Genomic DNA, 25,512 nt, shown 5'->3' with positions numbered 1-25,512 from the left:
GTCGTTCCCGCTGTGGAGACCAGCCTGGCCGGACCCATTGGCGTTCGGCTCACGCGCGGCTGACGTCCCGCTAACGCCACCGCGGCGTCTGCTCACGTCCCGGCCATGAGCCGTACCATCGCCGTGTCGTACCGTGCCTGCAGCCCCACATCCGCCGACACCCGCAGCAGCGCGCCCAGCGCCCGTACCGCACCGTCGTCGTAGCCGCACGACTCCGCCTCGCGCGCCGCTTCCTCGAGCCGTCGGACGCCCTCGGCCTCGTCACCCATCCCCAGCAACGCCTCCCCGGCCACTGTGAGTAGCAGCACCCGGGACGCCGTCGATGTGTCCGAGGGGGCGTGGAGGGCATGCGCGGCGATGGACGTCTCGAGGGCCGACTGCCATTCCCTGGCGTCCAGTTGGTGTCGGGCCAGGTGGTAGAGGGCCAGTCGCTCGGTGTGCCGGTCGTTGGCGCCGCGAGCCAGTCGTGCCGCCTGTGCACAGCCCTCGGCCGCCTCTTCCGGGCTGCCGAGCGCCGCTTGGGCAAGCGACAGATTGACTAGCGCGGTCGCCTCGCCGCGCAGGTCGCCGGCCCGGGAGGCGAGCACGGGGGCGGCCTCCAGATGGACCAGCGCCTCGTGGATGCGGCCCTCTTCGGTCAGCACCCATCCGAGCAGGGCGAGGATCCGCGACTCCGCGCGGGTGTCGGCATCGGCCCGTGCCGCCTCAAGTGCTGTCTGCAGCAGGGGAGTCCAGCCGTCGAGGACCCGCCACACCATCTGCGGCCACATGGCCAGGACGATCCGCCAGGTCCTGCTGTGCAGTCCGGCGGTGCGTGCGGCGGCCGCCGCCAGAGTCAGGTCGTCACGCTCGGCCGCGTACCAGGCCATGGCCTGGTCGTGGTCCGCGAACTCCCTTATCGCCTGCGGGGGATGGAAGTCCGCAGGCAGCGCGAAACACGACTCGTCGCCGGGCTCGGCCGCGCCGGCCGCGGCCAGGGCGGTGGCCACGGTGTGGTCGAGCATCCGCACCAGGGTGTCGGGTCCCGTGTCCAGGCCGCGCGCGTACAGCCGTACGAGATCGTGCAGAGTCCAGCGGTCCGGCGTGGCCCGGGTGACGAGGTGTGCCGCGGCGAGCCTGTCCAGCGCGGCCCCGGCCGTGTCCGGGTCCGTGTCCGCCAGGGCCGCCGCCGTATACCGGTCGACGTGTGTGCCGGGGTGGCGGCCGAGATGTGCGAAGTGGTGCGCGGCGTCTTCGGGCAGTCGGCGCACGGTGAGCCTCAGCGCTGCCCGTACGCCCGTGTCCTCCACGTCCAGCAGGCTCAAACGGCGTGACTCGTCGGACAGTTCGACGCTCATCGCGCTCAGGGACCAGTCCGGCTGATCCGCGAGCCTGGCGGCGGTCACTCGTAGCGCGAGGGGAAGCCCACCGCACAACTCGGCAAGCCGCCGAGCGGCCACCGCCTCCGCGAGCACCCGTTCCTTTCCGAGCACCGCGGCAAGCAGGGCCGTGCTGTCCTCCGGTTCGAGGACGTCCACGGGGACGGGACGGGCGGCATCGGAGGCGATCAGGCCGCGCAGCCGGTACCGGCTGGTGACCACGGTGACGCATCGGGCACCGCCCGGCAGCAACTCTCTGACCTGCTCGGAGCCGCGCGCATTGTCGAGTACGACAAGGAGCTGACGGTCCGCGGCAAGAGACCGGAACAGCGCGGACGCACCGCAGGCCGACTCTGGTATCCGGCGCGGTGCGACCCCCAGCGCCAGCAGGAACTCGCGCAGCACCTCGACGAGGGTCGGCTCTCCCGTATCGCTGAAACCGCGCAGGTCGACGTAGAGCAGACCGCCGGGAAACCGGTCGCGGTTGCGGTGGGCCCAGTGCACCACGAGCGCCGTCTTACCCACTCCAGCGGGCCCGGTGACCAGGCAGACGGGTGCTTCGCCGGCGGCGACCCTGGAGAGCGCGGTGAGTTCGCCTGCGCGCCCGTGGAAGCCGCGCGGCATGCGCGGGAGCAGGTCGACCGTGCCCGAGTGGGGGACAGCTGATGGCACCTGCGCCGTGACGGGCACGGGCACGGGCGGCGGGACCGCAGCCGGGGCGTGCGCCGCATCGTCATCCTCCCCGCGCAGCACCACCGCGTAGGCGTCTGCCAGCTCCCGTCCCGGATCGACCCCCAGCTCGTCCGCGAGCAGCCGCCGGGTGCGGTGGAACCAGTCGAGCGCCTCCGAGCGGCGCCCCGCACGCTGAAGTGCCCTCACGAGCCCGGCGGACAGCGATTCGCGCAGCGGATGGACATCCGCCTCCGCGCGCAGCACGGCCGCAGCCCGGGCGTGCTCACCCATCCGCGTGTAGGCCGCGGCCAGCAACTCCACGCAGGTCAGCCGAAGCTCCTCCAGCGCGTGCGCTGCTGTCTGGAGCGGCTGACTCGGATACGCGCCCGTCAGTGCGGGCCCCTGCCACAGCGACAGCGCCTCCTGATACATCGCCACGGCGTCGGCCGGCGCACGCTGACTGCGAGCCAGCGTCATCAGCTCTTCGAAGCGGTGGGCGTCCAGCAAGGTCTCCGGCATCCGCAGGACGTACGCTGTGCCCTGAGTGACCAGTTCGACACCGAACATCTCGGCGTCCGCACCGGCGAGCAGGACCCTCAGACGCGACACATGTCCCTGGATGACACTGCGGGCGCGCTGCGGCGGTTCGTGATCCCACAGCGCGGCCGTCAGCTGGTCCACCGGCACCGGGTGGTTGGGCCTGAGCAGCAGAGCGGCGAGCAGGCTGCGCCGCTTGGCGGGGCCGAGTGGCAGTTCGCCGATCTCGGTGGCGACGGACACCGCTCCGAGCAGCCGGAACTCCACTGGTGCAACTCCTCCTGCGGGGAAAGATCCAGGTTACCGGAGGTGTGGGCGAGTGTGTCCGGTGCCCACGGGCCACCGGTGGTGCCGTGGACACCGCCGTCCATGTGCCTACGGCTGTCTTCGCCGGAGGCCGGGCTGTCGCGTCCCCGATCGCCACCGGGCCGCGGGCGACCTGGAGCCGGCTTCCGGATCGTTACCGGTTCACGAACCAGGTCTCTTTCATCCGGAACGTGGCGCTGCTGGTGTGGCGGACGCGGAAGACGGACATCTGGAGGTCCGGGCGGCCCCACGGGTCGCACGGTCCGAGCGCGAGCCGGCCCAGGGCTCGCCAGTCGATTTCGTCGGACGCCGCGTCCAGGTCGATCTCTTCCTCGGCGAGGGTCTCAGGGCTGATGTCGAGGGCACGTACGACGGCCTGAGGGTCGCCGGTGACGTCCAACGGTTCCACGCAGGGCCAGCCTTCGGTGTGCAGCATCACACCGCCGGGAAGCTGGATGATGTCTTCGGTGTGGACCTCTCCGCAGTCGACGTCGGCCGAGCCGACGATCCGGGCGTCGGGGTAGCGCTCGCGGAGAGTGGCGGATGCCCCGAGCAGCGGCAGATCGCCGATGCTCTCGGCCAGGGCAGGGTCGGACAGGGAGATGACGTTGCCCCAGCAGCCCACCTTGATGATGTCCAGGTCCGCCCGCGTCTCCAGAGCCAGATAGTCGCCTGCGGAGACGGGGGGCAGCTCTTCGAGGATCTCGTCGATGGAGTCGAAGTCTTCGGCGAAGTGGCGGGCCCGTTCCGGGTCGTGGGGAGGCAGGTTCACGGTGCCTGTGGGGAAGGGGGGAAGGACGAGGGTGAGGGTGTAGTCGTCGCTATGTCCCCGGATTTCCCGGTCGGGTGGGCAGGTCCAGAAAGTGGTGTCGGTCATGAGCGGCACCGTAGCGAGGGGCACTGACAGTCCGAACCGGCCGCATGCCGGCGGGCGAGAACCCGAATTCACTTTCACAACAGGCCGGTTACCGGATCAGAGCGGCGGTGGTGGTCCCGCCGCCGCCCTCGGTGGCCGCGCTGCGTACCTGGAAGACGTGGCCGCGGTGCCTGTGGTGTGCCGGGCGGCCGTACGTCGGTCTCCCGTCACGGGCAGGGTCATTCCACGGCAGCGGGGAAGTCGCCGAGGGAAGCGGCGAGGAGGTCGAAGACGTGTGCCGCCTCCGGGGCCACGGTGGCCGCGATCCGGTCGTTGGGGTGCCCGGCGAGCGTGAGTTCCTGGATGCGCCGGAACAGCAGGCGGTGGGCGGCGGCGAGGAGAGCCGCTGCGGCTCGGGGAGCGATGGCCGGGGTCGCGGGGCGAGCGGCGTCGGCGAGTGCCCCAGCGAGGGCTTCTTCTCGCTGGTCGTGGAGGTCGCGCAGGCGGGCGGTGAGGGTGGGGCTGTCGGCGATCATGCGGGCGAACTCGGGGCCGGCGAAGCCCGCGACGGGGTTGCGCTCCTCAAGGGCGGTGGTGAACTCCCGCCGCAGCGCGGCGAGCGCCGACTCGCCGACAGCCCGATCGGTGACGGCGCGGGCCAGGGCGGCGGTGAACTCCTCGTGGTGATCGAGGGCCAGGTCCTCCTTGCGCGGGAAGTAGTTGGTGACCGTCTTCTTGGCGACCCGGGCCGCAGTGGCGATCTCGGTGATGGTCGTCTGCTCGAAGCCCTGCTCCATGAAGAGCCGGGTGGCGTGGTCGGAGATCAGCTGCCTGGTCTCCTGCTTCTTGGACTCGCGGAGTCCCAACGTGTCGATACCCATGAGGGAATCTTACACCCGTAGCAAAATTACCCTTGACGCACGTGGTGCGCCGCGCATAAAGTTACGTCCGTAGCAAAATTCGCCTCAAGGGAAGAGTCATACATGCGAAAGCTCAACACTGCGGGGCTCGCCGCCACCCAGGGCGTCGGCCCGGTCCCGACCGCCCAGCGACTGATCCGCGACCTGCCCCGTACCGGCCGCCGCAAGGCACCCATCCGCACCCAGTACCACGCGCCGCGCCGCACCTACTGACAACCGATCAGCCCGCCACACACCCCGCCGCACGCCTGCCGAGGAGCCGCCGTGAACGTCTCTGTCTCCACCCTTTCTCTGACCGTCGCCGACGTGGACGCCTCCCGCGACTTCCTCACCACCCACCTCGGCTACCAGGTGGCCATGGCCGATGACGGCTTCGCCTCTCTGACCCGTGACGACGCCGCCGTCGACATCGTTCTGCTCCGCCGGGGCATCGAGGTCCTCCCGGACGAGCAACGCGACCAGCAGGCGGCCGGCCTGATCCTGGCGCTGACGGTCACCGACCTCGAAGCGGAAGAAGCCCGCCTGCGTGGCGAAGGCGCCCCCATCACCATGCCCCTGCGCGAAGAGCCCTGGGGCGAGCGCCTCTTCCAGATGACCGACCCCAACGGAGTCGTCATCCAGCTCGTCGAATGGACCACCCCCACTCGCTCCACGGAAGACGAGGACGCGCCGTGCACGTGATCACCCCTTCGCCCGAGAACGTCACATCGCGACCGTCCAGGTGCTGAGTCCGGCGGACGGTCACCACCGGCACCTGGAGATCACCTGTGACGGCCGCACCGAGAAGACCTCGGCCGGCCGGACCGCGATCCTCCCGCCGGACCTGGTCCGCCAGGTCCACGCCCCCCCCAGACGGCCCAGGCGCACGTCGCGATGCGCTGCGACGGCCTCGCCTCGGTCCCCGGCACCGAGGACACCCGCGTCCCGCCCCGGGCCCGGTAACGGCGGGTTGCCGCACGCGGCCCCGGCCGGGCATCCTGCGTGCCGCAAGGTGCCCTGAACAGCTACGAATCAGGACGCACCAGGACGAGTAAATCGCCCGACCCGGCCGAGCAGACGCACTCCGCTCGGCCGGGCACACGGGTGAAAACTGATGCGCGGGCCGGAAGGGCGGCCCACCGCCTCAGGCCGCGACCGGCCCTCCGCATCAGCGCCGGCCCGGACGGCTCGCAGTCGCAAGGCCCCCATTCGCTGACGCGCGGACCGCTGCGAGGAACGCAAGCACGGCGACGATCTCAATGACCGCCCTTGTCAGCGCAGGTCGCACCCCACACCTCCGCCGACACGATCTGACGACTCTCACGGGACCTTGTCCGCATATCGCCCCAACCCCCGTTTGAGGGGCGGGTTTCAGAGGCAGTGCTCGTGCTGCCGGATCGGCTTCACGGTCTTGCTCAACTCCACGAGGAGCGTGTCGATGCCGGAGCCCTGGCCAGAGATCGTGGCCTCCACCGCTGGGTGGCGCCCGTAGGTGATGAGCAGCTTCCGTCCGTCCTGCGACTTGGCTTCCCGCAGCACCCAGTCCACGTCGTCGACATTGACACACGCATCAGTCGTCGGGCGGGGCGGCGTCAGCCCACAGCGCACCACCACCACCCCACCGCCCCAAGCGGCAACCCCCGGCAGATCGGTGTGATCCCGCTCCTGCCCGTTGAGGCGGTCCGGGTACTCCTTCGCGATCCGGGTGCACTCCGGCGCACCGCCCTTCGCCGCGGGCTCGACGCCGAACGTGGACGCGTTCACCTCACATATCACCATCGCGCCGGCGACCACGATCCCGGCGGCGGCCACACCCACCGCAACACGCGACCGACGAGAAAGCCGAACCATCCCAAACCCCCATGCTCTGTGCGGACCCGCACACTTCACTACCGGTCAGCACAGACGCTACGCCCACCCCTCAACTTCCCAGTGCACACCTCTCCTTCGGACACTGCCGACGCGAAAACCCTCCGCCTGGTGCTGTGGCCACGTAGGTTCGCAGGGTTGGTGGTCTCAACTGGTGCAGGCCGACGAGGCGGTGGTGCACGCTGATCTCCAAGTCACCCATACCTCCCGTCGTTCCCGCAGGCCAGCTGGCCCGGAAAGCGCAGCCGGCGGCGCAAGGGCCGCGCCGGGCACCGAAAACCGGCCTCGGGTACAACCCTCGCCCCGCTCAAGTGGTCTTCCCCGTACCGCGGATGCCGAGGAACGCACCGCGACCGCCAGCGCGGGCCGCCCGGCGGGCCGCACATGATCGGAGACCCCACACATCCATGCGCCAGAACCTTCGCCTCGCCCTCGCGGCGACCACCGTCGCTTCGCTCACCTGCGGGCTGCTCTGCCTCCCGGCGGCCGCGGCGACGGCTGCCACCCCCGCGGCTTCACCGGACGACTTCAACGGTGACGGATACCGCGATTACGCGTCCGCTTCCCGGTCCGCCGACGGCGGCGCCGTGCACGTCGTCTTCGGCACCGCGCACGGCCCCGGCACCACCTCCCAGACCATCGGTCAGGACAGCCCCGGTGTCCCGGGCGCCGATGAACCGGACGACATGTTCGGCGAGGTGCGCGCCGCCGGTGACTTCAACCGGGACGGCTACGGCGACCTCGCGGTCTCCGCGCGCGGCGAGGACGTGAACGGACGCGAGGACCAGGGCGCCGTCACCATCCTGTGGGGGTCCAGGCAGGGCCTTTCCGGCGGCACGTCCCTGCCTGGCAAGGCGACCCCGCAGCCGTACGGCTACTTCGGTGACGACCTGGCCGCTGGGGACTTCAACGGTGACGGCAGGCCCGAGCTCGCCGTGATCAATGCCGGGGAGACGTACGTCTACCAGGGCACGTTCTCCCGTACGGGAATATCCGGCCCGGTCGCGCACCCCGACCGGAGCAACCACCACGCCGCGCACCTGATCGCGGGCCAGGTCACCAAGGACAGGGCAACCGACCTGGTGATCCTCGGCGTTGCGGCTTTCCCGGAGTCGCGCACCGAGGCCAATGCGTGGTTCCTCAAGGGCGGCGCGACGTTCACATCCGGCACGGTGCTGAACGTCAACTCGCACGACTTCCACGTCGGAGACGGCCTGATCGCCGATTTCGACAAGGACGGCTATGGCGACATCGCCATCGGAAACCCCGATGACGCGAAGCGCAGGGGCGCCGTGACCGTCTGGAGGGGCGGCGCCCAGGGCCCCACGACCGCCACTCGCATCACCCAGGCCACCGCCGGGATCGCCGGCACCCCCGAGCCGGAGGACTCGTTCGGCGCCTCGATCTCCGCGGGCGACATCAACCACGACGGCTACGCCGACCTCGCGATCGGCGCGTACGGGGAGAAGCTCGGCGACAAGGAGTACGCGGGCGCCGTCCACGTCCTCCGCGGCCGCACCGGCGGGCTCTCCGGAAGCGGAGCCCAGTTCTTCACCCGTTCCGGCCCGGGCGTCCCCGGATCTCCTGACACCGACGACTCGTTCGGCGCGACGGTTCGCTTGCGCGACACCGACCGCGACGGCTTCGCCGACCTGTTCGTCACCGGTACGGGCGGATCGCTCCGCCTGCCCGGCAGCGCGTCGGGCCTCACGACCGCCGGGGTCACCTCCGTCGACGCCGATCTGATTGACGGTTTCCTCCAGTAGGTCTCCGGCGGGGCGGTGCCTGAGCAGCACAGCGGTGGAGAGGCTGGGCTCCTCTGCCGCGAAGACCCGCCGGGCATGCCCACACGGCGCTGCCGGCCCCGCGCCGGGAGTACCGGCGGCACGGGTTGGGCGGCCAGCGGCCGGTCAGGTCGGCGGGGCTCGCTCGGTGGGCTTACTAGGCGCTGGTCCTTCTCGGCTTCTGGCGACTCCGCCGCAAAGCCGATGTCTGGTCGTAGTCACCGAAGACCGACCGACATGCGGAAGCGGCCGAAGGCGCAAGCGAGCCCTGGACGACCGTCCATAACGGGATCGCCGACGCGCGGCCGTGCTCCAGTCGAGTGCTTGCACCGTTCGAATTCCGTTAGGGAAGCGGTCTCGTTGTCCGTATGGCATCGCTTCGCCCGACACGGTGGAGCCGGTCGGGGGTGCGCGGAGAATCAAGGAGGTCCGGGATGTGCGGAGCGATGATGTCGGCGGTGGTGTCGTGAGCGTGGAGCGCGTCGTGGGGTTGCTGGTGGCGGCGGCGCTGGTCGGGCTTCTTGTGGTCGTCGTCAAGTTCCCGGACCGGTTCTGAGGTTGTTCTTGGGTCCGGCCCAGCCCGCGCCGTAGTCCGATCGTCGCGTCTGTCGGCGTTTGGCCGGCCGCCCTGCTCGGGACAGGGCGGCAGTCAGACGGTCACTCGACTTGCGCCAGGCAACAGGGCGTTACGGGTCTCACTCCTCGCCGAGCCCGGCGTCTTCGAGGTCCAGTCTGCGTTGCAGTCGGCGTCGGGTGATGTCGCTGATGTGGTTGTCCGCGTAGAGGCGTTGGAGCTTTGCGGTTTCGGCGGCTATCACGGTGCGGCGTAATTCCCGGTAGCCGGTGGCGGAGACCGAGGAGGACGGGGCGGTGTCGTCGTCCTGGTCGGCGTCGGCCTGGTCGAGGCGGGCCAGCAGGCCGCGGCGTAGCTGGTTGATGAGGGTGGCGGGCGCGGCTTCGGCGGCTTCGAGTTCGTCCAGGCAGTCCAGCCCGGCCTTGGCGAGGCCGGCGCGTGCGCGGGCTTCTTCGCGGGCGGTGTGCTCCGGTTCCAGTGCGATCTTGGACCAGCGGACGACCGGGGCCAGGGTGAAGCCCTGCAGGACGAGGGTGAAGACGACGACGCCGGTGGTGAGGACGAGGATCAGTGGGCGGTGCGGCAGTGGGCTGCCGTTGTCGGCGGTCAGGGGGATGGACAGGGCGGCGGCCAGCGGCATGACGCCACGGGTGCCGGCCCAGGAGACCACCGCAGGGATGCGCCAGGTGACCGCGCCGTTGCCGCGGCGGCGCTGCATGACGGCGGAGAGGGGGAGGACCCCGAGGAGCCGTACGGCGATCACGGTGGCGGCCACCGCGAGCACACCGAGCGGCCAGCTGTGTTCGCCAGCGGTCAACTGGCGTACGAGGGAGGGAAGTTCGAGGCCGATGAGGGCGAAGACGACGCTCTCCAGGAGGAAGACCACGGTGGCGTAGACGGCGTGCACCTGGAGCCGGATGGTGGCGTTGGTGAGCTTGTGGCCGGTGCTGCCGAGCACCACCCCCGCGACCACGACCGCGGTGACGCCGGAGGTGTGCAGGTCCTCGGCGAGTATGTAGGCGGCGTACGGTGTGACCAGGGCGATCACCGTTTCCAGGATCGGGTCCTCGGTCCGCCGCCGGATCAACGCCACCGCACCCGCGACGGCACCGCCGACCAGTGCCCCGCCACCGCCGAGCACCAGGAACTGGCCGCCGGCCGCGGGCAGGGTGACCGCGTGTGCGGCTATGGCGGCGCCCACCGCGACTTTGAAGAGCACCAGGCTGGTGGCGTCGTTGAAGAGGCTCTCGGACTGGACGAGCACCTGGATGCGGGGCGGCAGCGCGATCTTGCGTCCGAGGGCTGTCACCGCGACCGGGTCGGTGCTGGCCAACACCGCGCCCAGGACGAACGCCATGGTGGTGTTGAGCGGGGTGACCGCGGACGCCACGGCGCCCACGGCTGCTGCGGTGGCCAGCACCAGGCCGAAGGCGAGGACGGTCACCGGCCGCCACACCACGCGCAGTTCGCGCCACGGGATCTCCTCGGCGGACGCGTACAGCAGCGGTGGCAGCACGACCACACTGATCACTTCGGGAGCGACCTGGACGTCCGGAATCCAGGGCAGCAGCCCGATGAGTACGCCGCCGACGACGAGCAGCGAGGGGGCGGGAATGCGCCAGTGGCGGGCGCCCGTGGCCACCAAAGTGGCGAACACAATGAGAAGGAGGAGGGCAGTAAGGTCGGTCACGTACTCGTCTCTCGATGGCTTCGGCTATAGCTGAACCGCCGCCGACCAGACTTCCCGGCACTCCGCAAGGAAACCTACCGGGTGTTGTCGGGTTACTGCCAGAGTCCTAACGCCTTATGTCATGGACGGCGGAGAAGGCGGAGCCCAGGTATGCGTGGGTCAGGTGGGCCAAGGCATGCCCGTTGGCCTCCCCGCCTGGCTTGAACGCGTCCTCCGGGATGAGCAGGGTGGTCACAAAGCTGGTGACGATCAGGAAAGCGCTCATGACCACGGCAGCGGCAGCGGTGGCGGTGGCGAGCAGCTTCTTCGGACATGTCGTCAGGAGACCTGACCGCACGGGCTGATTCGACCCACTCTCGCGGATGGCCGCACAAGCTCTCGATGCTGAAATCTGCCGTGGTGCCTTACCGGCCGAGTACGGCCGTGGCCCGCTCGCGGTCGGCACGGGTGAGCGGTCGGTCGGCCTCGTAGACGCGCCCGGCGCTTTGTGTGGGTGGCGCGGAGCCGTCAGGCCGGTCGGGCGCGCCGGTCCGGCGCCCGGTCGAGGAGGTGTCCGACCTTGTCCGCGACGATCCCCGGCTGCGCGGCCTGGATGAAGTGACCCGAGTCGACCCCTTCGAACCGACCATCCGGCAGCGTCTCGACCCAACGTCGCTGATGCTCGGCGATGGCGGCGTGCTGCTGTTCCCGGCCCTTCACGGGGCGGGATGCCGAGAGCAGGACCGTCGGACATGTCGGGAGGCCGGGCGGCTCGGCGCGGAACTGGGGGATGGCCGCGGCAACGGCTTTGAACTCTTTCCTCGTCTGCGCGATGCCGGCCGGGACGAAGTCCTCGGCGAGCATGGTCGCGTAGGTGTCCGCGGGGAAGGCACGGCGGACGTTCCCGCTGGCCATGCGGGCCAGCGGGCGGAACCGGGCCAGCGCCTGCGTCACGCCCAGTGCGCGGTCGACCTTCGCGGCGGTCTCGTCGAACGTGTCGTAGACGGGCGCACTCTCCGGTGTCGGATCGAGCAGCAGCAGCCCGCTCAGTCGCGGCCCCAGACTCTCCGCGGCGCGGCGCGCGACCAGCCCGCCCATGCTGTGCGCAACGAGTACCAGCGGGGCGGGCCCGGGTATCACCGCATCGACCAGCGCGACCAGGTCGGCGGCCATGTCGTCGATTCCCAACTGCTCCGTGGTCCGGCCGCTGCGACCGAACCCGGCGCGGTCGTAGGCCACCAGGCGCGCCCGGTCGGCCAGAAGCGGCATCACCGGGTCCCAGCAGGTCCGCCCCAGGCCCTGACCGGCCTCGAAGACGACCCAGTCGGTGCCCCGACCCGACTCCTCCACATGGACGGACCGCCCATTCACGGCCATCGTCTGCCCCGTCGCCTGCCTCACGCTTGCCCCCCGTAAGCCTACGATTTCATTTTCGATAACGGTATCATTTATGAAATAGTGGAGGGGTGGATATCGCCGAATTGCTTCTCCATCCGGTTCGCCTGCGCGTGGTTCACGCCCTGTCCGGCGGGCGCGAACTCACCACGGGCGAGCTGTGCGCCCGGATGCCTGAGGTGTCGAGGGTGACCGTTTACCGGCACGTCGCCCTGCTGGCGGAGGCCGGCTTCCTTGAAGTGGCCGAGGAGCACCGCGTGCGCAACGTCGTCGAGCGCCGGTACCGGCTGCGCCGTGACCGCCCCTCGATCGACGGCGACGCCGCCGCGGCCATGTCCCTGGAGGACCACCGCCGCGGTTTCGCCGCCGCCATGGCCGTCCTCATCGCCGAGTTCAACGCCTATCTCGACCGCGACGGGGCGAACCCGACAGCCGACTCGGTTTCCTACCGCCAGGGCACGCTCTGGCTCAGTCCGGACGAACTCACCGGGCTCATCGGGAAACTGGTCTCGGCACTGCAGCCCCACCTCGGCAACCAGCCCATCCCGGGCCGTGCGCCGTACCTCCTCAGCCCCATCCTCTTCCCCACCGCGCCGCCATCACCCTGACGACAGATCGTCAGATCGTCAGGTCGGCGAGGGGAGCTGTATGCCGTTCGCCGGCACCGCTACATCAGAGGCTGTGGCGGAGGTGGTTGCCGGGGCTGGGGGATTCACCTGGGCAGCGCGGCTGTCCGCCCGTACGGAGGTGAGGGGCCTGCGGGGGATGGGCACACCAAGCAGGCCCGTCAGGGGCTGAGGCGTGCGGGTACAAGAAAGCTGACGGTTGACGTGATGGTCAGGGCGTGGAGGGTCCTTGCTCATCGGCCCGCAAGGAGAGGACCATGGTCAGCCCGCCTCCGGGCGTGTCCTCGGGGGTGAGGGTGCCGCCCATCGCCTCGGCCAGGCCCCGGGAGAGCGCGAGCCCGAGTCCCAGGCCGGTGGTGTTGTCGTTGTCGCCCAGGCGTTGGAAGGGGACGAAGATCCGGTCCCGGTCCTCCGGCCGCAGGCCCGGCCCCCGGTCGATGACCCTCAGCTCGACTCGCGAGCCGAGGGCGCTGGCGCTGATCAGCACCCGCTGGTGTTCGGGAGAGTGCCGTACGGCGTTGATCACCAGGTTGGCGATGACGCGCTCCAGCAGCGGCGGATCCGCGAGCACATCGCAGATCTCCGCCAGCCCCTGGGACTCGATCGGCACCGACGTCGCGGAGAGGGTGTCGAGTGCCAGGGGGAGGACGTCCGCGAACGCCGTGGGCTGAAGGTGCAACGTCAGGGCGCCGGCCCGGAGACGGCTCATGTCGAGGAGGTTGTCCACCAGGCGGTTGAGCTTGGTGAGCGACTCGTCGGCCGTCGCCAACAGCTCGTCTCGTTCCTCTGCGGAGAAGTCCACGTCCGTGCTGCGCAGCGAGCTGATGGCGGCGCGTCCGCCGGCCAGTGGCGTCCGCAGGTCGTGGCTGACCGCGGCGAGCAGCGCCGTACGCATCCGGTCCGCCGCCTTCACCGGTTCGACCTCGGCCGCGGCCTCCGTGAGGCGGGCGTGGTCCAGCGCAGCGGCGAGGTGCGCCGCGAAGGCGGTCAGCACCCGGTGCTCGGAGGCAGGAAGGCTGCGGCCTCGTAGGACGAGCACGCGGTCCGGCCCGGCCGGCACCTTCACGAGTCCGTCGGCGCCGTCAACCGCTTCGGTCTCCTGGTCCGAACGCGGGACGAGTTCGGCCGACTCCATGCCGAAGGTCTCACGGGTGTGCTCCAGCAGCATCGATACCGCTTGCTCACCACGCAGGATGTTCCCGGCCATGGAAGAGAGGGTCTCCGCCTCCGCGGTGGCGCTCGCCGCGCGACGTGCCAGTCGCAGCGAGCGGTCGACGATGGCGGCGACCGTGACGGCGACCACCACGAAGACCGCAAGGGCGAGTGCGTTGTTGGGCTCGGTGATGGTGAATTGTCCGCTCGGCGGGATGAAGTAGTAGTTCAGCAGGAGGGAGGCGGTGAGCGAGGCGAGCAGTGCGGAGACCACGCCGCCGAGGCAGGCCACGCCGATGACGGTGACCAGGAAGAGCAGGGCCTCGCTGGTCAGGTTGAGCGTGCCGCGGGTGTTGGCGAGGACGACGGTCAGCAGCAGGGGGAGGAGGAGGCCGGCCACCGGTCCCGCGACGCGGCGCGCGTGCGGCAGTTGCCGGCCGGGTACGGGCAACCGGCGTCCTCGGCCGGCTCGTTCGTGGGTGACCATGTGGACGTCGATGTCGCCGGAGAGCTCGACCGTGTCCTCGCCGATGCCGCGCGGCGCCAGCAGACGGGACAGCCAGCTGCGGCGGCTGGTGCCCAGGACGAGCTGGGTGGCGTTCTCGGCGCGTGCGAAGTCCAGCAGCGCGGTGGGCACATGGTCGCCGACGACCGAGTGGTAGCTGCCGCCGAGGCTCTCGACCAGTTCGCGTTGTTTCGCGAGGGCGGCGGGGGAGGCGTCGGCGAGGCCGTCACTGCGGGCGACATGCACGGCCAGCAGATCGCCGCCCGAGGAGCGGTCGGCGATCCGTTCGGCCCGGCGGATCAGGGTTTCGCCCTCCGGGCCGCCGGTGAGCGCCACCACGACGCGTTCGCGGGTCTCCCAGACCGTGCCGATGCCGTGCTCGGACCGGTACTTCTGCAGGGTTTCGTCCACCCGACCGGCGACCCACAGGAGCGCGAGTTCCCGCAGGGCCGTCAGGTTGCCGACGCGGAAGTAGTGCGCGAGCGCGGCATCGACCTTCTCGGGCTGATAGATGTTGCCGTGGGCCATGCGTCGGCGCAGCGCCTCGGCGGGCATGTCGACCAGTTCGATCTGGTGGGCGCGGCGGACGATTTCGTCGGGAACGGTCTCCCGCTGCGGCACGCCGGTGATCTTCTCCACGACGTCGTTGAGCGACTCAAGATGCTGGACGTTGACGGTGGTGACGACGTCGATCCCCGCGGCCAGCAGCTCTTCGATGTCCTGCCACCGCTTGGCGTTGCGGCCGCCGGGAACGTTGGTGTGGGGCAGCTCATCGACGAGTGCGACCTCGGGGTGGCGGTCGAGGACGCGGTCGAGGTCCATCTCGCTGAAGGTGCTTCCCCGGTACTCGCGGTACGTCCGGGGCAGTATCTCCAACCCTTCGAGCTTCTCCTCGGTGTGCGGCCGGGCATGGCACTCGGCGTACGCCACCACCACATCCGTGCCGCGGCGGGCACGGCGCCGCCCCTCGTCCAGCATCCGGTAGGTCTTGCCGACCCCCGGCGCTGCCCCGAGGAACACCTTGAGCTTTCCTGGCCGTACGCCTACGCCCACGCCTGGCGTATCGGCTGCGACAACCCTCGGCGCCACCGAAAGCCCCTCCCTCACCGGTCCTGCACAGCCCCACGTCGCCTGGTGCTGCGAGGGGGACCTCGGGTGGCCGAGCGGCATAGGTGGTGTTCCATGGTCACATCGGCCCGGCAAGATCGTGGTTGAGCCCGACGATGTTGACGCTTTCCTGATCCAGGAACCCCAGGACGCATGCGGAAACGCACTCAGGCGCGGTAGCGCAAGGCACCCCGTCAGGAACCTGTCCCCGTCAAGAACTCGTGAAGAACACCCCTTCCCCCGCCAAAGGTCCGCCAAGGCCCGCGGCGGCAGCCGTCGCGCCGCGCACGCTGGGCTGGTCCAGCACAGTGCCGCACGGAGGTACGACGAACGATGTCGATGGTGTCCCAGCCCGATGGCCGGCCCGAGGAACCGCCGGACACCGCCACCGGCGCCCTCACCACCCGGCCGGTCAGCGGCTCCGGCCAAGCCGCCTCCGACGCCCCGGCCATCGGCTCCGCGAGCGCCGGTGCCCCCGAGCCGGACGCCCGCCACCGGCTCACCGCCCTCCAGGGTCTGGCCGCCCTCTCCCTCGACGCCATGGCGTCCGTCGCCTACGGCCCCGAATCGATCGTGCTGGTCCTGGCCGCGGCGGGCGGCTACGGCCTCGGCTTCACGCTCCCGGTCACGCTGGCCATCGCCGCACTGCTCGCCGTACTGGTCGCCTCGTACCGCCATGTGATCGCCGCGTTCCCCCACGGCGGCGGCTCGTACGCGGTTGCCAGGGCCCACCTCGGCCGCCGCACCGCCCTGGTCGCCGCCGCCTCCCTCATCCTCGACTACGTGCTCAATGTCGCCGTCTCGGTGACGGCCGGCGTAGCGGCTCTGACCTCGGCGTTCCCTGCCCTCTACGACGACCGGGTGGCCATCTGCCTGGCGGTCCTCCTCCTCATCACGGCCGTCAATCTGCGCGGCATCGTGGACTCCGCGAAGGCGTTCCTCGTACCCACCGCGGTCTTCATCGGCGCCATCCTGACGATGGTCGTCGTCGGCCTCTTCCGGGACGCCCCGGCCTCCACCGTCACCGCCGACGGCCATGCCTCCGCCCTCGCCCACAACGCCACCTCTGTCGGCGCCCTGCTCCTGCTCAAGGCGTTCGCGTCCGGCTGCTCGGCGCTGACCGGTGTCGAAGCGGTCGCCAACGCGGTGCCGTCCTTCCGGGCCCCGGCCGCCAAGCGCGCCCAGCGCACCGAGGTCGCGCTCGGTGCCCTGCTCGGCGTGATGTTGATCGGTCTGTCCGTCCTCATCGGCCGCTTCCACCTCCAGCCGGTCGAGGGCGTCACCGTCCTCGCCCAGCTCGCCGACGCCTCACTCGGCCACAACTGGGCCTTCTACGTGGTCCAGTTCGCCACCATGGTGCTGCTGGCCCTCGCCGCCAACACCTCCTTCGGCGGTCTGCCCGTTCTGATGGGCCTGCTCGCCCGGGACAACTACCTTCCGCACGTCTTCGGGCTGAAGGCGGACCGCCAGGTCCACCGGCACGGCGTGCTCGCCCTCGCCGCCGTCGCCGCCCTGCTCCTCGTCTTCTCCGGCGGTGACGTCAACACCCTCGTCCCGCTCTTCGCCATCGGCGTGTTCGTCGGCTTCACCATCTGCCAGATCGGCATGGTCCGCCACTGGCGCCTCGATCGCTCCCCGGGCCGGCGCGGCAGGATGCTGCTGAACGGGTTCGGTGCCCTGCTCACCGGCGTCGCGGCCGTCGTCGTGACGGCGACGAAGTTCACCGAGGGCGCCTGGCTCATCGTCATCGCCCTGCCGCTCCTCGTCCTCGCCTTCGAGGCCGTACACCGCGCGTACGCCCGGATCGGCGAGCGCCTGGGGCTGGGCCGCATCCCCGAACCCCCGCGCCGTGCCCGCTCCCTCGTCATCGTGCCCGTGTCCCATCTCTCCCAGCTGACCTGCGAGGCCCTGAACGCGGCGGTGTCCCTGGGCAACGAGGTCGTGGCGGTCACCGTGACGTACGGCGCTCCCGAGGACCGCACGGCCGCCGAGGCCCTGCGCCGCGACTGGGAACTGTGGAACCCCGGCGTGGAACTCCTCGAACTGCCCTCGGCCACCCGCTCCATAGGGCGCCCGATCGCCGCGTACGTCACCGACCTGACCGCTCGCCACCCCGCCACTCGCATCACCGTCCTCATCCCGGAGGCCGAACCCGCCCACCTCTGGCAGCGGTTGCTCCAGAACCAGCGCGGCGCGGTCGTCGCCCACGCGGTGCGCCGGGACACGGACGCGGTCATCTGCCGGCTGCGCTTCCGCCTGGAGGCGGCCGACCGCACGTGGTAGCGGCTCATTGTCGGTGGCGGCCTCCACCGTGACGGCATGAACTCCACCGTGAGCGTCCAGCCGGCACCGGCGGGCTGGTCCCACGAACGTGGGCGTATGTGAAAATGTCCCGGATATCCCTTGATTCCCGTGCGGGTTGCCCGAAGACTGACGCACAGGGGGAAGGGGTGCAGGGTGGCCGTCGAGATCTGCTTGCTCCACACGATCGGTGCGCAGGTGGACGGTCGGGAGGTGGATCTGGGGCACCTGCGCCAGCGCCAGGTGCTCGCGGCTCTCCTCGTTGACGCGAACCGCCCTGTCTCCGTCGAGCGGTTGATCGACCGGCTGTGGGGCGAATGCCCGCCGCAGCGTGCCGCGACGACGCTCTACAGCTATGTGTCACGGCTGCGTCGCGTCATCGAGGAACTCGGGGCGTCGATCAGCCGCCACCCGAACGGCTATGTGTGCGAGGTGGACCCTCGGACGGTGGACCTGCACCGCTTCCGCGACCTGGTCGCACGGGCCCGTTCCGCCGGGGAGGAGACCTGCGCCGCACGGCTGCTCACCGAGGCGCTGCGGCTGTGGCCCAACGACGCGCCGACCGAGCCGGACACCCCGTGGTTCAACGCGCTGCGCGACACCCTCGAAGGGGAGCGCCTGGGCGCCGAACTGGACCTCAACGACCTGCTGCTGCGGCAGGGCCGGGAATCCGAGCTCCTGGCCCCCCTTCGCCTTCGGGCCCAGGCGCACCCCCTTGACGAGCGGATCGCCGCACAACTGATGCTCGCCCTGCACCGGCAGGGCCGCACCCCGCAAGCGCTGGAGGTCTACCGGGGCATCAGGCGGCTCCTGGAATCGGAGCTCGGCCTCGTCCCGGGCCCCTCGCTCCAGCAACTGCACCAGGACATCCTCGTGGGCGCGCCAGACCTGGACGCCGACAGACCGGCCGGGCCCCTCGGGCCACCCATCGCCGGCTCCGGTTCCGATGACGGTGCCGACGGATCGCCGGCGGCCCCCGCGGCCCGCCCGTTCCCCGTGCCGCGTCAATTACCGCCGCCCCCTCCCTTGTTCACCGGGAGGGGGCGCGCCATGGCGGAGCTCGACCGGCTCCTGGAACCGCCGTCCCGCCGCGGCGGTACGGTGGCGATCGCGTGCATCGGCGGATCCGGCGGGATCGGCAAGACCTGCCTCGCCCTGCACTGGGCGCATCAGCGGCTGGACCGGTTCCCCGACGGACAGCTCTATCTGAATCTGCGCGGCTTCGAGCCCGCGGGGTCGCCGACGACCGCCGCCTCGGCGCTCCGCGAGCTGCTCGACAGCCTGGGCGCGCCCGAGGGATCCGTCCCCACCGGACTGAACGCCCAAGTGGGGCTCTATCGCAGCCTGATCCAGGGACGCCGCATCCTCGTGATCCTGGACAACGCACGCGACGCCGAACAGGTCATGCCCCTGCTACCCGGCAGCCCCACATGCGTCGTCATCGTCACCAGTCGCCACCAGCTGGCCGGCCTGGTCACCGCGCACGGCGCCCGCCTGCTCACGCTCGGCCCGCTGTCCGCCGCCGACGCCGCGTCGCTGCTCACCCGTCGTCTCGGCCGGAAGCGGGTGCGGGAGGAACCCGCCGCGGCCGCCGGCCTTCTCCAGCTGTGCGGCGGGCTGCCGCTGGCCATCAGCATCATCGCCGCCCGGGCCGCCGCCCACCCGACCTTCCCGCTCCAGGTGCTCATCCGCGATCTGCACGGGGCGGGCGGCACCCTCGACACCCTCGACGCGGGAGACGACTCCGCCGACCTGCGGGCCGTCTTCGCCTCGTCCTACGGCGCGCTCAGTGAACCCGCACAGCGGCTCTTCCCCCTGCTCGGCCTGCACGCGGGCCCCGACATCGGCCTGGAGGCGGCGGCCGCCCTGGCCGGGTCCGAGCCCCGCCGGGTCAGCCGGGCCCTGACCGAACTGGTCCGCTCGCACCTGGTGACCGCCCACCGGCCGGGCCGCTACACGATGCACGACCTGCTGAGCGCCTACGCCGCGGAACTGGCCGTGTCGGAGCCGACGAGCCGCCGCGCGTTCGAGCGCCTGGTCGACCACTATCTGCACACCGCCCACGCCGCCGACCGGCTCCTGTCCCCCCACGCGGAGCCGATTGCTCTGACGCCGAGCCTGCCGGGCGCGGCGCCCGTCCAGCCGGCCGACCACCGAGCCGCCCTGGCGTGGTTCTCCAGTGAACGCGCCGTGCTGACCTCCCTCGTGGAACACGCCCTCCACTCCGAACTGCACGCCCAGACCTGGCAACTGGTCTCCGTCCTCACCACGTTCCTGGGTCGACAGGGCCTCTGGGACGACCTCACCACGACGCAGTACGCCGCGCTGGAAGCGGCGAACGCCCTCGCCGACCGCTCGTACCAGGCACGCATTCACCGCGAACTGGGCAACACCTGCTGCGAAACCAGTCAGTTCGACGCTGCGCACGCCCACCTGAAACAGGCCCTCGCCCTGTACCAGGCACTCGCTGACGTGGTCGGGGAGGCCCACACCCAGCTCAACCTCGGATGGCTGTGGGAGCGCCGGGGCGATCAACAGCGGGCCCTGGAACACGATCTGCTCGCACTCGACCGCTTCGACGCCGCGGGCCACGAGACCGGCCGGGCCAGGGCCCTCAACGCCGCCGGCTGGGACCACGCGCAGCTCGGCAAGTACGAGGAAGCGGCCGACTTCTGCCGACAGGCGCTCGCCCTCCAGCAGCATCTCGGCGACCGCCGTGGCGAGGCGAACACCTGGGACAGCCTCGGATACGCGCTCCAGCACCTGGGCGACCACCGGCAGGCCGCCGACTGCTTCCTGCGGAGCCTGCACCTGAACGAGGAACTCGGCCACCAGTACAACCAGGCCGAGGCGCTCGAACATCTCGGCGATACCCACGAAGCCAGCGGTGACACCGCGGCGGCCCGCGAAGCCTGGCAGCGGGCAGCGGACCTCCTGCACACCATAGGGCACAACGACACGGACCTCGACCGGCTGCGTGCCAAACTCCAAAGGCCCTCCTGACCAGCTCATTCAAGAGATGGACAAGGTTTGTCCAAGGCGGCCCGAGCATCGTTCGGGGTGCCAATTCGGCGCCCGGCAACGAGTAGGGAGTATGGACATGTACCGGAAGATTGAAGCGATGGGGAGCAGGCTCCTCGAACGGTTCGTGCCCAAGGCCGAGGCATCTGCCGCCGGCTGCTACGTGTGCGTCACCGGCGGGCCGGGTTCCGGCTGCGCGCGGTGGAACCACACGTGGGTGAAGGACCAGTGCACGAATACGTTCATCCGCTGCGGCTGCTTCTGACGGCGCAGTTCTCACAGGTCGCCGCCGTCCGGCCGGGTCGCGCACTGCGGTGCCGCCCGGTCGGCTCCGGCGCACGGAGGGGTACCCGTACCGTGGAAATTTTTGCCGTAGCCAGCGCGTCCTGCCTTGCCGCCGTCTTCGGGGTGGCGGCGCTGAGCAAGATCCGCAGCCGGGCCGCGTTCTCCCGGTTCGCGCAGTCGCTGACAGCCATGGACGTGCTGCCGGCCGGCTGGGTGCGCGTATGCGCCGTGCTTGTGGCGGGGGGCGAGGTGGCGGTGCTCTTGCTGCTGCTGGCAAGCCCGTTGGCAGCGCCTGCGGGCGTCGTGGGGTGCGCCCTCGCCGCCGGCCTTCTGCTGGCGTTCACCGCGGGCGCGACGCTCACGGTCATCAGAAGAGTACGTGTGGTGTGCCGCTGTTTCGGGGCCTCCGACGCCCCGATGGGCCGGCTTCACATGCTGCGCAACGGTGTGCTGACGCTGATCGCGGCGGGGGGAGCGCTGAACAGCGGCAGCGCGGGCGGGACCACACCGGCGTACTGGGCGGTGGCCGTGGCGGGCGGCGCCGTCATCGGGGCGCTGGTGACCAGGCTCGAAGACGTCGCAGCGCTGTTCCGCCCGTCGCTGCCGGCCCGGCCGGAACACACGCACGACTGACGGGATCAAGGCCCGGCCCGTCACCGCAGGGGCCGTACGGATCAAGAGGAGTTGGGGAATGTCTTTCCTGATGGCGGCAGTGGTGTTCGTCGGAGCGCTGTGCATGCTGGACCTGGTACTCACACTGGGGGTGATCAAACGCCTGCGGGAACACTCCGAGTTGCTGTCCGGGGTGAGTGGGCCGGGCAGTGGGTTCGACACGCTCGATATGGCCGTGGGTGAGGAAGTGGGGGAGTTCGCCACATCCACGGTGGACGGCGAACCGCTGACCCACGGAATGCTGGCAGCGGACACACTGGTGGCGTTCTTCTCACCCGGTTGTCAGCCGTGCAAGGAGAAGATGCCGAAGTTCGTGGACTACGCGCGGACCCTGCCCGGCGGGCGCGAACAGGTGGTGGCTGCCGTGGTCGGCGACCCCGCCGAGGCCGCCGCGTTCGTGGCCGAGCTGTCCCCGGTCGCCCGCGTGGTCGTCGAGGAAGGGCCCGACGAACCGCTGAGCGCCGCGTTCCGGGCGAGATCGTTCCCGACGCTGCTGCGGGTGGCCCCGGACGGCCACGGCAGGATCCTGGTCACCGCGAACCGCGTCGACCTGGACCGACCGGTCACCGCGGCGCTATGAGGGACACGAATGTCACGCCGCGCGGACGCGGGGCGACCCGGGGCCTGGGGGCCCGGGTCACCACGGCGTGGTCGCTCGCGGCCGGAGCCGCTCCCGGCACCCTCGTGTCCTTTGTGCTGCTGACGCTGGCGACCGGTGCGCTGCCGGTCGCCACGGCCCTGCTGACCAAACTGGTGCTGGACCACCTGGTCGCCGGTGCTTCGCTCGGGACGCTGACCGGGCTGGGGTTCTGCCTTGCCGCGGTCGGCGTCGTGGCCGGGGCGGCGCCGCAGGTCAGCCAGTATCTGCGGTCGGAGCTGGACCGCCGGGTGGGACTGCTCATGCAGGACCGGCTGTTCACCGCCGTGGACGGGTTCGTCGGACTGGAGCGGTTCGAGAACCCCCGCTTCCTGGACCGCCTGCGGCTGGCCCAGCAGACCGCCGGAAGCACCCCCAACGAAACCGTCTCCGGAGCACTGGGCATCGTCCGGGCTGCCGTCACCCTCACCGGATTCATCGGGTCGCTGCTCCTGCTCAGCCCCGTGCTGACCGGGCTGGTGCTGGTGGCCGGAGTGCCGGTGCTGCTCGCGGAGATCGCGCTGTCACGACGGCGGGCGCGGATGGTGTGGGACATCGGCCCCGCCGAGCGGCGGGAGCTGTTCTACAACGATCTGCTGTCCAGTATGGAAGCCGCCAAGGAGGTGCGGCTGTTCGGCATCGGGGGCTTTCTGCGCGGGCGGATGCTGGCCGAGCGGCGCACGTCCGACGCCGCCAAGCGAGCGGTGGACCGGCGGGAGGTCCGCGCCCAGGCAGGGCTCGGGCTGCTCGCCGCGCTGGTCTCCGGCTGCGGGCTCTTGTGGGCGGTGCGCACGGCACAGTCAGGAGCTCTGTCGGCCGGTGACGTCACCATGTTCGTGGCCGCGGTGGCCGGTGTACAGAGCGCGCTCGCCACGCTCGCGGTGGAGGTCGCCCGTACACACCAGGCGCTGCTGATGCTCGACCACTACCTGGAGGTGACCACAGCCGGGCCCGATCTGCCCCTGGCGGCGGCGCCACGGCCCCTCCCCGCCCTGAGCGGTGGAATCGAACTGCGCGACGTGTGGTTCCGATACTCCGACGCGCACCCGTGGATCCTCCGCGGTGTCAGCCTGCGCATCCCCCACGGCAAGGCGCTGGCGCTCGTCGGGCTCAACGGAGCTGGAAAGTCCACTCTGGTGAAGCTGTTGTGCCGGTTCTACGACCCCACCAGCGGAGCCATTCTCTGGGACGGGGTGGACCTGCGCGAGGTGGACGTCGCTGCGTACCGTCAACGCCTCGGCGTGGTGTTCCAGGACTACATGCACTACGACATGACGGCGGCGGAGAACATCGCCCTCGGCGATCTGGACGCGCTCCACCACGACGAGCGGCTCCGCGCCGCCGCCGAGCGGGCCGGCATCCACGAGAAACTGGCAAGTCTGCCGCACGGCTACCGCACCCTCCTGTCGCGGATCTTCTTCACGCAGGCTGAGGGGGACGAGGCGCAGAGCGGGGTGATGCTCTCGGGCGGACAGTGGCAGCGGCTGGCGCTGGCCCGCGCGTTCCTGCGTGAGCGGCGGGACCTGATGATCCTGGACGAGCCCTCGGCCGGCCTCGACGCCGCGGCCGAGCACGAGATCCATGCCGCCTTGCGCGGCCACCGGCGCAACCGGACCAGTCTGCTGATCTCCCACCGGCTCAGCGCGGTACGTGACGCAGACCGGATCGTCGTGCTCAAGGACGGCCTCGTCGCCGAACAGGGCAGTCATGACGCACTGATGGCGCTGGACGGCGAGTACGCCCGTCTGTTCACTCTGCAGGCGACCGGTTATCTGACGGACGCCGCGCCGGTGGGCGTGCAGCCCGGTGCGGCAGCGCCATGAGGGCGGTGTCATGGGCCCTGGCGGGGGGCGTACCGGCGCTGGCAGTCGGCCTTGCCCTGACCGTCTCCGCGCTGGGGCGGCATCTGGTCGCGGTCACCGTACGCGGTGCGAGCATGGAACCGGCCTACCGGGAGGGCGACCGTGTCCTCGTGCGGCGCGGACGCCTGCCCGTACCGGGGCAGGTGGTCGTGGTGACGGATCTTCCGGATGCCGGCCCGGCCACCGCTCCGGTACCCGCGGCCGCGGCCGCAGCCCGCCCGGTGCCGAGTCCGGCGTTAGTGATCAAACGCGTGGCCGCGGTGCCCGGGGACCCCGTGCCCCGCGACCGGGTGCCCGCGCTGGCCGGTGTTCCGGAGCGGTACGTGCCCCCGGGAAAGCTCGTCCTGCTCGGGGACAATCCGGAGGCGAGCTTCGACTCGCGCCACAGGGGCTACTTCGCGACCGCGTGTGTCGTGGGAACGGTGTGGCGTTCCCTTCCTGCCTGACCGGGGCGCACCGACATCGACGACGTCGAACTCGACGACGTCGAACTCGACTCCTGACAACCGGTGAGGCCACGTTTCTCCGTGGGAGCGGCACGTGCTCTTCCAGCACCGTCTCCAGCACGCGGACACACCGCCGCTCACCAATTGCCCTCCGGTACAAGGAATTTCGGTATTTTGAAGTTCGATTTCTTCCGCTTCTGAAATGTGGACGGAATTACGAACTCCGCTTCAATCGCCTGTCACCCCGAGGGCGGCAGCGGAAGCTTCACCGCCAAGGTCGCGGCCGTCGCCAAAGTCACCGGCACCACCAGGTGGGATGACCACAACAAGTCCATCGCCGACGGTGAGCGCACCGTCATCCAGCCCCTCGACCCGACGCCCACCATCGCAGAGGCGACGGCGAAGGTGAAGCGTCCCAAGAGCCTGCACGTACAGCACGACATGTTCGCCGACTTCCTCACGCCGGGCTGGGTGTGGCAATCGCATCCCAAGGGCTGCGGCGGCGCCGGAACACCGGCAGTCAAGTGCACCATCGACTATAAGTCGTTCACGGTCCAACAGATCTGACAGACATGGCCGGACCGGAAGCCGGATCCAGGATATCCTGAATCCGGCTTCCGGCGCTGTCGATCGAAAACAAGGGGGCAAGATGTGGTCAGGCAGGCACGACGATTACCTCGAACAAACCGGACGGATGATCGTCGAGGAGTTACAGCGCAACCGCTCCAGACAGCGCGCCAAGGCCGTCAAGTACAGCAGAGAGCAAGTAGAACAGAGCCGCAAGATCGCCCATGAAATCGAAGCCGCCGAACTGGAACGCCTCGCGGTCCTCGGGCAGATCCCGCAGGCCGAATACAAGGCCCGCATGGCCGCCCTGGAAGAAGACACTGCCCGACGGTGGCCTGCGGGATGAGATATCCGGTGACGAGCCGGACGCGTGGACACGGCGCCTCCGGTCGGCTGCCGCGGGCTGGGCGGC

At 70.5% G+C, this 25,512-nt stretch carries 20 protein-coding genes and 1 pseudogene; 13 read left to right on the top strand and 8 right to left on the bottom strand.

Going from position 1 to position 25,512, the window contains the following annotated elements:
* Positions 1 to 92 precede the first annotated feature (92 nt).
* From KI385_RS03950 to KI385_RS03940, 3 genes are all read right to left on the bottom strand, one after another.
* A complete protein-coding gene (locus KI385_RS03950; RefSeq protein ID WP_238570828.1) occupies positions 93 to 2,834 on the bottom strand; it encodes an AfsR/SARP family transcriptional regulator in 2,742 nt (913 codons plus the stop codon).
* A gap of 193 nt (positions 2,835 to 3,027) precedes the next feature.
* Complete coding sequence (locus KI385_RS03945) at positions 3,028 to 3,750, bottom strand: DUF6333 family protein (protein ID WP_238570827.1); 723 nt, start codon at positions 3,748 to 3,750, stop codon at positions 3,028 to 3,030.
* Between the two features lie 218 nt (positions 3,751 to 3,968).
* A complete protein-coding gene (locus KI385_RS03940) occupies positions 3,969 to 4,610 on the bottom strand; it encodes a TetR/AcrR family transcriptional regulator (protein ID WP_238570826.1) in 642 nt (213 codons plus the stop codon).
* A gap of 102 nt (positions 4,611 to 4,712) precedes the next feature.
* On the opposite strand from KI385_RS03940, the gene KI385_RS03935 reads away from it, so the two are divergent.
* The gene (locus KI385_RS03935) at positions 4,713 to 4,862 is read left to right on the top strand and encodes a hypothetical protein (protein ID WP_238570825.1); all 150 of its coding nucleotides are present in this window, start codon (positions 4,713 to 4,715) and stop codon (positions 4,860 to 4,862) included.
* Positions 4,863 to 4,913: 51 nt separating this feature from the next.
* The gene (locus KI385_RS03930) at positions 4,914 to 5,330 is read left to right on the top strand and encodes a VOC family protein (RefSeq protein ID WP_238570824.1); all 417 of its coding nucleotides are present in this window, start codon (positions 4,914 to 4,916) and stop codon (positions 5,328 to 5,330) included.
* A 669-nt stretch (positions 5,331 to 5,999) separates the two neighbouring features.
* Here KI385_RS03930 and KI385_RS03925 read toward each other — a convergent pair.
* Positions 6,000 to 6,446 carry a DUF3515 family protein gene (locus KI385_RS03925; RefSeq protein WP_238570823.1) on the bottom strand — a complete coding sequence of 149 codons (447 nt, stop codon included), beginning with the start codon at positions 6,444 to 6,446 and terminating at the stop codon, positions 6,000 to 6,002.
* A 458-nt stretch (positions 6,447 to 6,904) separates the two neighbouring features.
* Between KI385_RS03925 and KI385_RS03920 the strand changes: the two genes are divergently transcribed.
* Positions 6,905 to 8,263 carry an FG-GAP-like repeat-containing protein gene (locus KI385_RS03920; RefSeq protein ID WP_238570822.1) on the top strand — a complete coding sequence of 453 codons (1,359 nt, stop codon included), beginning with the start codon at positions 6,905 to 6,907 and terminating at the stop codon, positions 8,261 to 8,263.
* Positions 8,264 to 8,717: 454 nt separating this feature from the next.
* Positions 8,718 to 8,837, top strand: coding sequence for a K(+)-transporting ATPase subunit F (locus KI385_RS03915; protein ID WP_220377977.1), 120 nt, complete (start codon positions 8,718 to 8,720; stop codon positions 8,835 to 8,837).
* A 139-nt stretch (positions 8,838 to 8,976) separates the two neighbouring features.
* On the opposite strand, the gene KI385_RS03910 is transcribed toward KI385_RS03915, so the two are convergent.
* The 3 genes and pseudogenes from KI385_RS03910 to KI385_RS03900 form a co-directional block, all read right to left on the bottom strand.
* Positions 8,977 to 10,545, bottom strand: coding sequence for a Na+/H+ antiporter (locus KI385_RS03910; RefSeq protein WP_238570821.1), 1,569 nt, complete (start codon positions 10,543 to 10,545; stop codon positions 8,977 to 8,979).
* 115 nt (positions 10,546 to 10,660) lie between these two features.
* A pseudogene (locus tag KI385_RS03905) lies at positions 10,661 to 10,852 on the bottom strand (hypothetical protein); the annotation flags it as partial.
* Between the two features lie 200 nt (positions 10,853 to 11,052).
* The gene (locus tag KI385_RS03900; RefSeq protein WP_238570819.1) at positions 11,053 to 11,901 is read right to left on the bottom strand and encodes an alpha/beta fold hydrolase; all 849 of its coding nucleotides are present in this window, start codon (positions 11,899 to 11,901) and stop codon (positions 11,053 to 11,055) included.
* Positions 11,902 to 11,990: 89 nt separating this feature from the next.
* Between KI385_RS03900 and KI385_RS03895 the strand changes: the two genes are divergently transcribed.
* Positions 11,991 to 12,527 (top strand): helix-turn-helix domain-containing protein, encoded by a 537-nt coding sequence (locus KI385_RS03895; RefSeq protein ID WP_238570818.1) that lies wholly within the window; start codon positions 11,991 to 11,993, stop codon positions 12,525 to 12,527.
* A gap of 229 nt (positions 12,528 to 12,756) precedes the next feature.
* On the opposite strand, the gene KI385_RS03890 is transcribed toward KI385_RS03895, so the two are convergent.
* Positions 12,757 to 15,180: a sensor histidine kinase gene (locus KI385_RS03890; protein WP_238577553.1), complete on the bottom strand. Its 2,424-nt coding sequence runs from the start codon at positions 15,178 to 15,180 to the stop codon at positions 12,757 to 12,759.
* A gap of 462 nt (positions 15,181 to 15,642) precedes the next feature.
* On the opposite strand from KI385_RS03890, the gene KI385_RS03885 reads away from it, so the two are divergent.
* From KI385_RS03885 to KI385_RS03850, 8 genes are all read left to right on the top strand, one after another.
* A complete protein-coding gene (locus KI385_RS03885; protein ID WP_238570817.1) occupies positions 15,643 to 17,592 on the top strand; it encodes an APC family permease in 1,950 nt (649 codons plus the stop codon).
* Between the two features lie 174 nt (positions 17,593 to 17,766).
* Positions 17,767 to 20,613, top strand: a complete 2,847-nt coding sequence (locus KI385_RS03880) for an AfsR/SARP family transcriptional regulator (RefSeq protein WP_238570816.1) — start codon at positions 17,767 to 17,769, stop codon at positions 20,611 to 20,613.
* A 375-nt stretch (positions 20,614 to 20,988) separates the two neighbouring features.
* Positions 20,989 to 21,549: a MauE/DoxX family redox-associated membrane protein gene (locus tag KI385_RS03875; RefSeq protein ID WP_238570815.1), complete on the top strand. Its 561-nt coding sequence runs from the start codon at positions 20,989 to 20,991 to the stop codon at positions 21,547 to 21,549.
* Between the two features lie 58 nt (positions 21,550 to 21,607).
* The gene (locus tag KI385_RS03870) at positions 21,608 to 22,168 is read left to right on the top strand and encodes a TlpA family protein disulfide reductase (protein WP_238570814.1); all 561 of its coding nucleotides are present in this window, start codon (positions 21,608 to 21,610) and stop codon (positions 22,166 to 22,168) included.
* Positions 22,165 to 24,048 carry an ABC transporter ATP-binding protein gene (locus KI385_RS03865; protein WP_238570813.1) on the top strand — a complete coding sequence of 628 codons (1,884 nt, stop codon included), beginning with the start codon at positions 22,165 to 22,167 and terminating at the stop codon, positions 24,046 to 24,048. Before KI385_RS03870 ends, KI385_RS03865 begins: the two co-directional genes overlap by 4 nt.
* On the top strand, positions 24,045 to 24,533 hold the full coding sequence (locus KI385_RS03860; protein ID WP_238570812.1) for a S26 family signal peptidase: 489 nt from the start codon (positions 24,045 to 24,047) through the stop codon (positions 24,531 to 24,533). The genes KI385_RS03865 and KI385_RS03860 overlap by 4 nt, the downstream gene beginning before the upstream one ends.
* A gap of 204 nt (positions 24,534 to 24,737) precedes the next feature.
* The gene (locus KI385_RS03855; RefSeq protein WP_238570811.1) at positions 24,738 to 25,100 is read left to right on the top strand and encodes a hypothetical protein; all 363 of its coding nucleotides are present in this window, start codon (positions 24,738 to 24,740) and stop codon (positions 25,098 to 25,100) included.
* A 127-nt stretch (positions 25,101 to 25,227) separates the two neighbouring features.
* Complete coding sequence (locus KI385_RS03850) at positions 25,228 to 25,446, top strand: hypothetical protein (RefSeq protein WP_238570810.1); 219 nt, start codon at positions 25,228 to 25,230, stop codon at positions 25,444 to 25,446.
* Positions 25,447 to 25,512 lie beyond the last annotated feature (66 nt).

This window comes from Streptomyces inhibens, from assembly GCF_022221585.1.
In the GTDB taxonomy this organism is placed as follows: Bacteria; Actinomycetota; Actinomycetes; order Streptomycetales; family Streptomycetaceae; genus Streptomyces; species Streptomyces inhibens.
The sequence above is the reverse complement of the archived record's forward strand: the minus strand, read 5'-3'. Positions and strand labels throughout refer to the sequence as shown.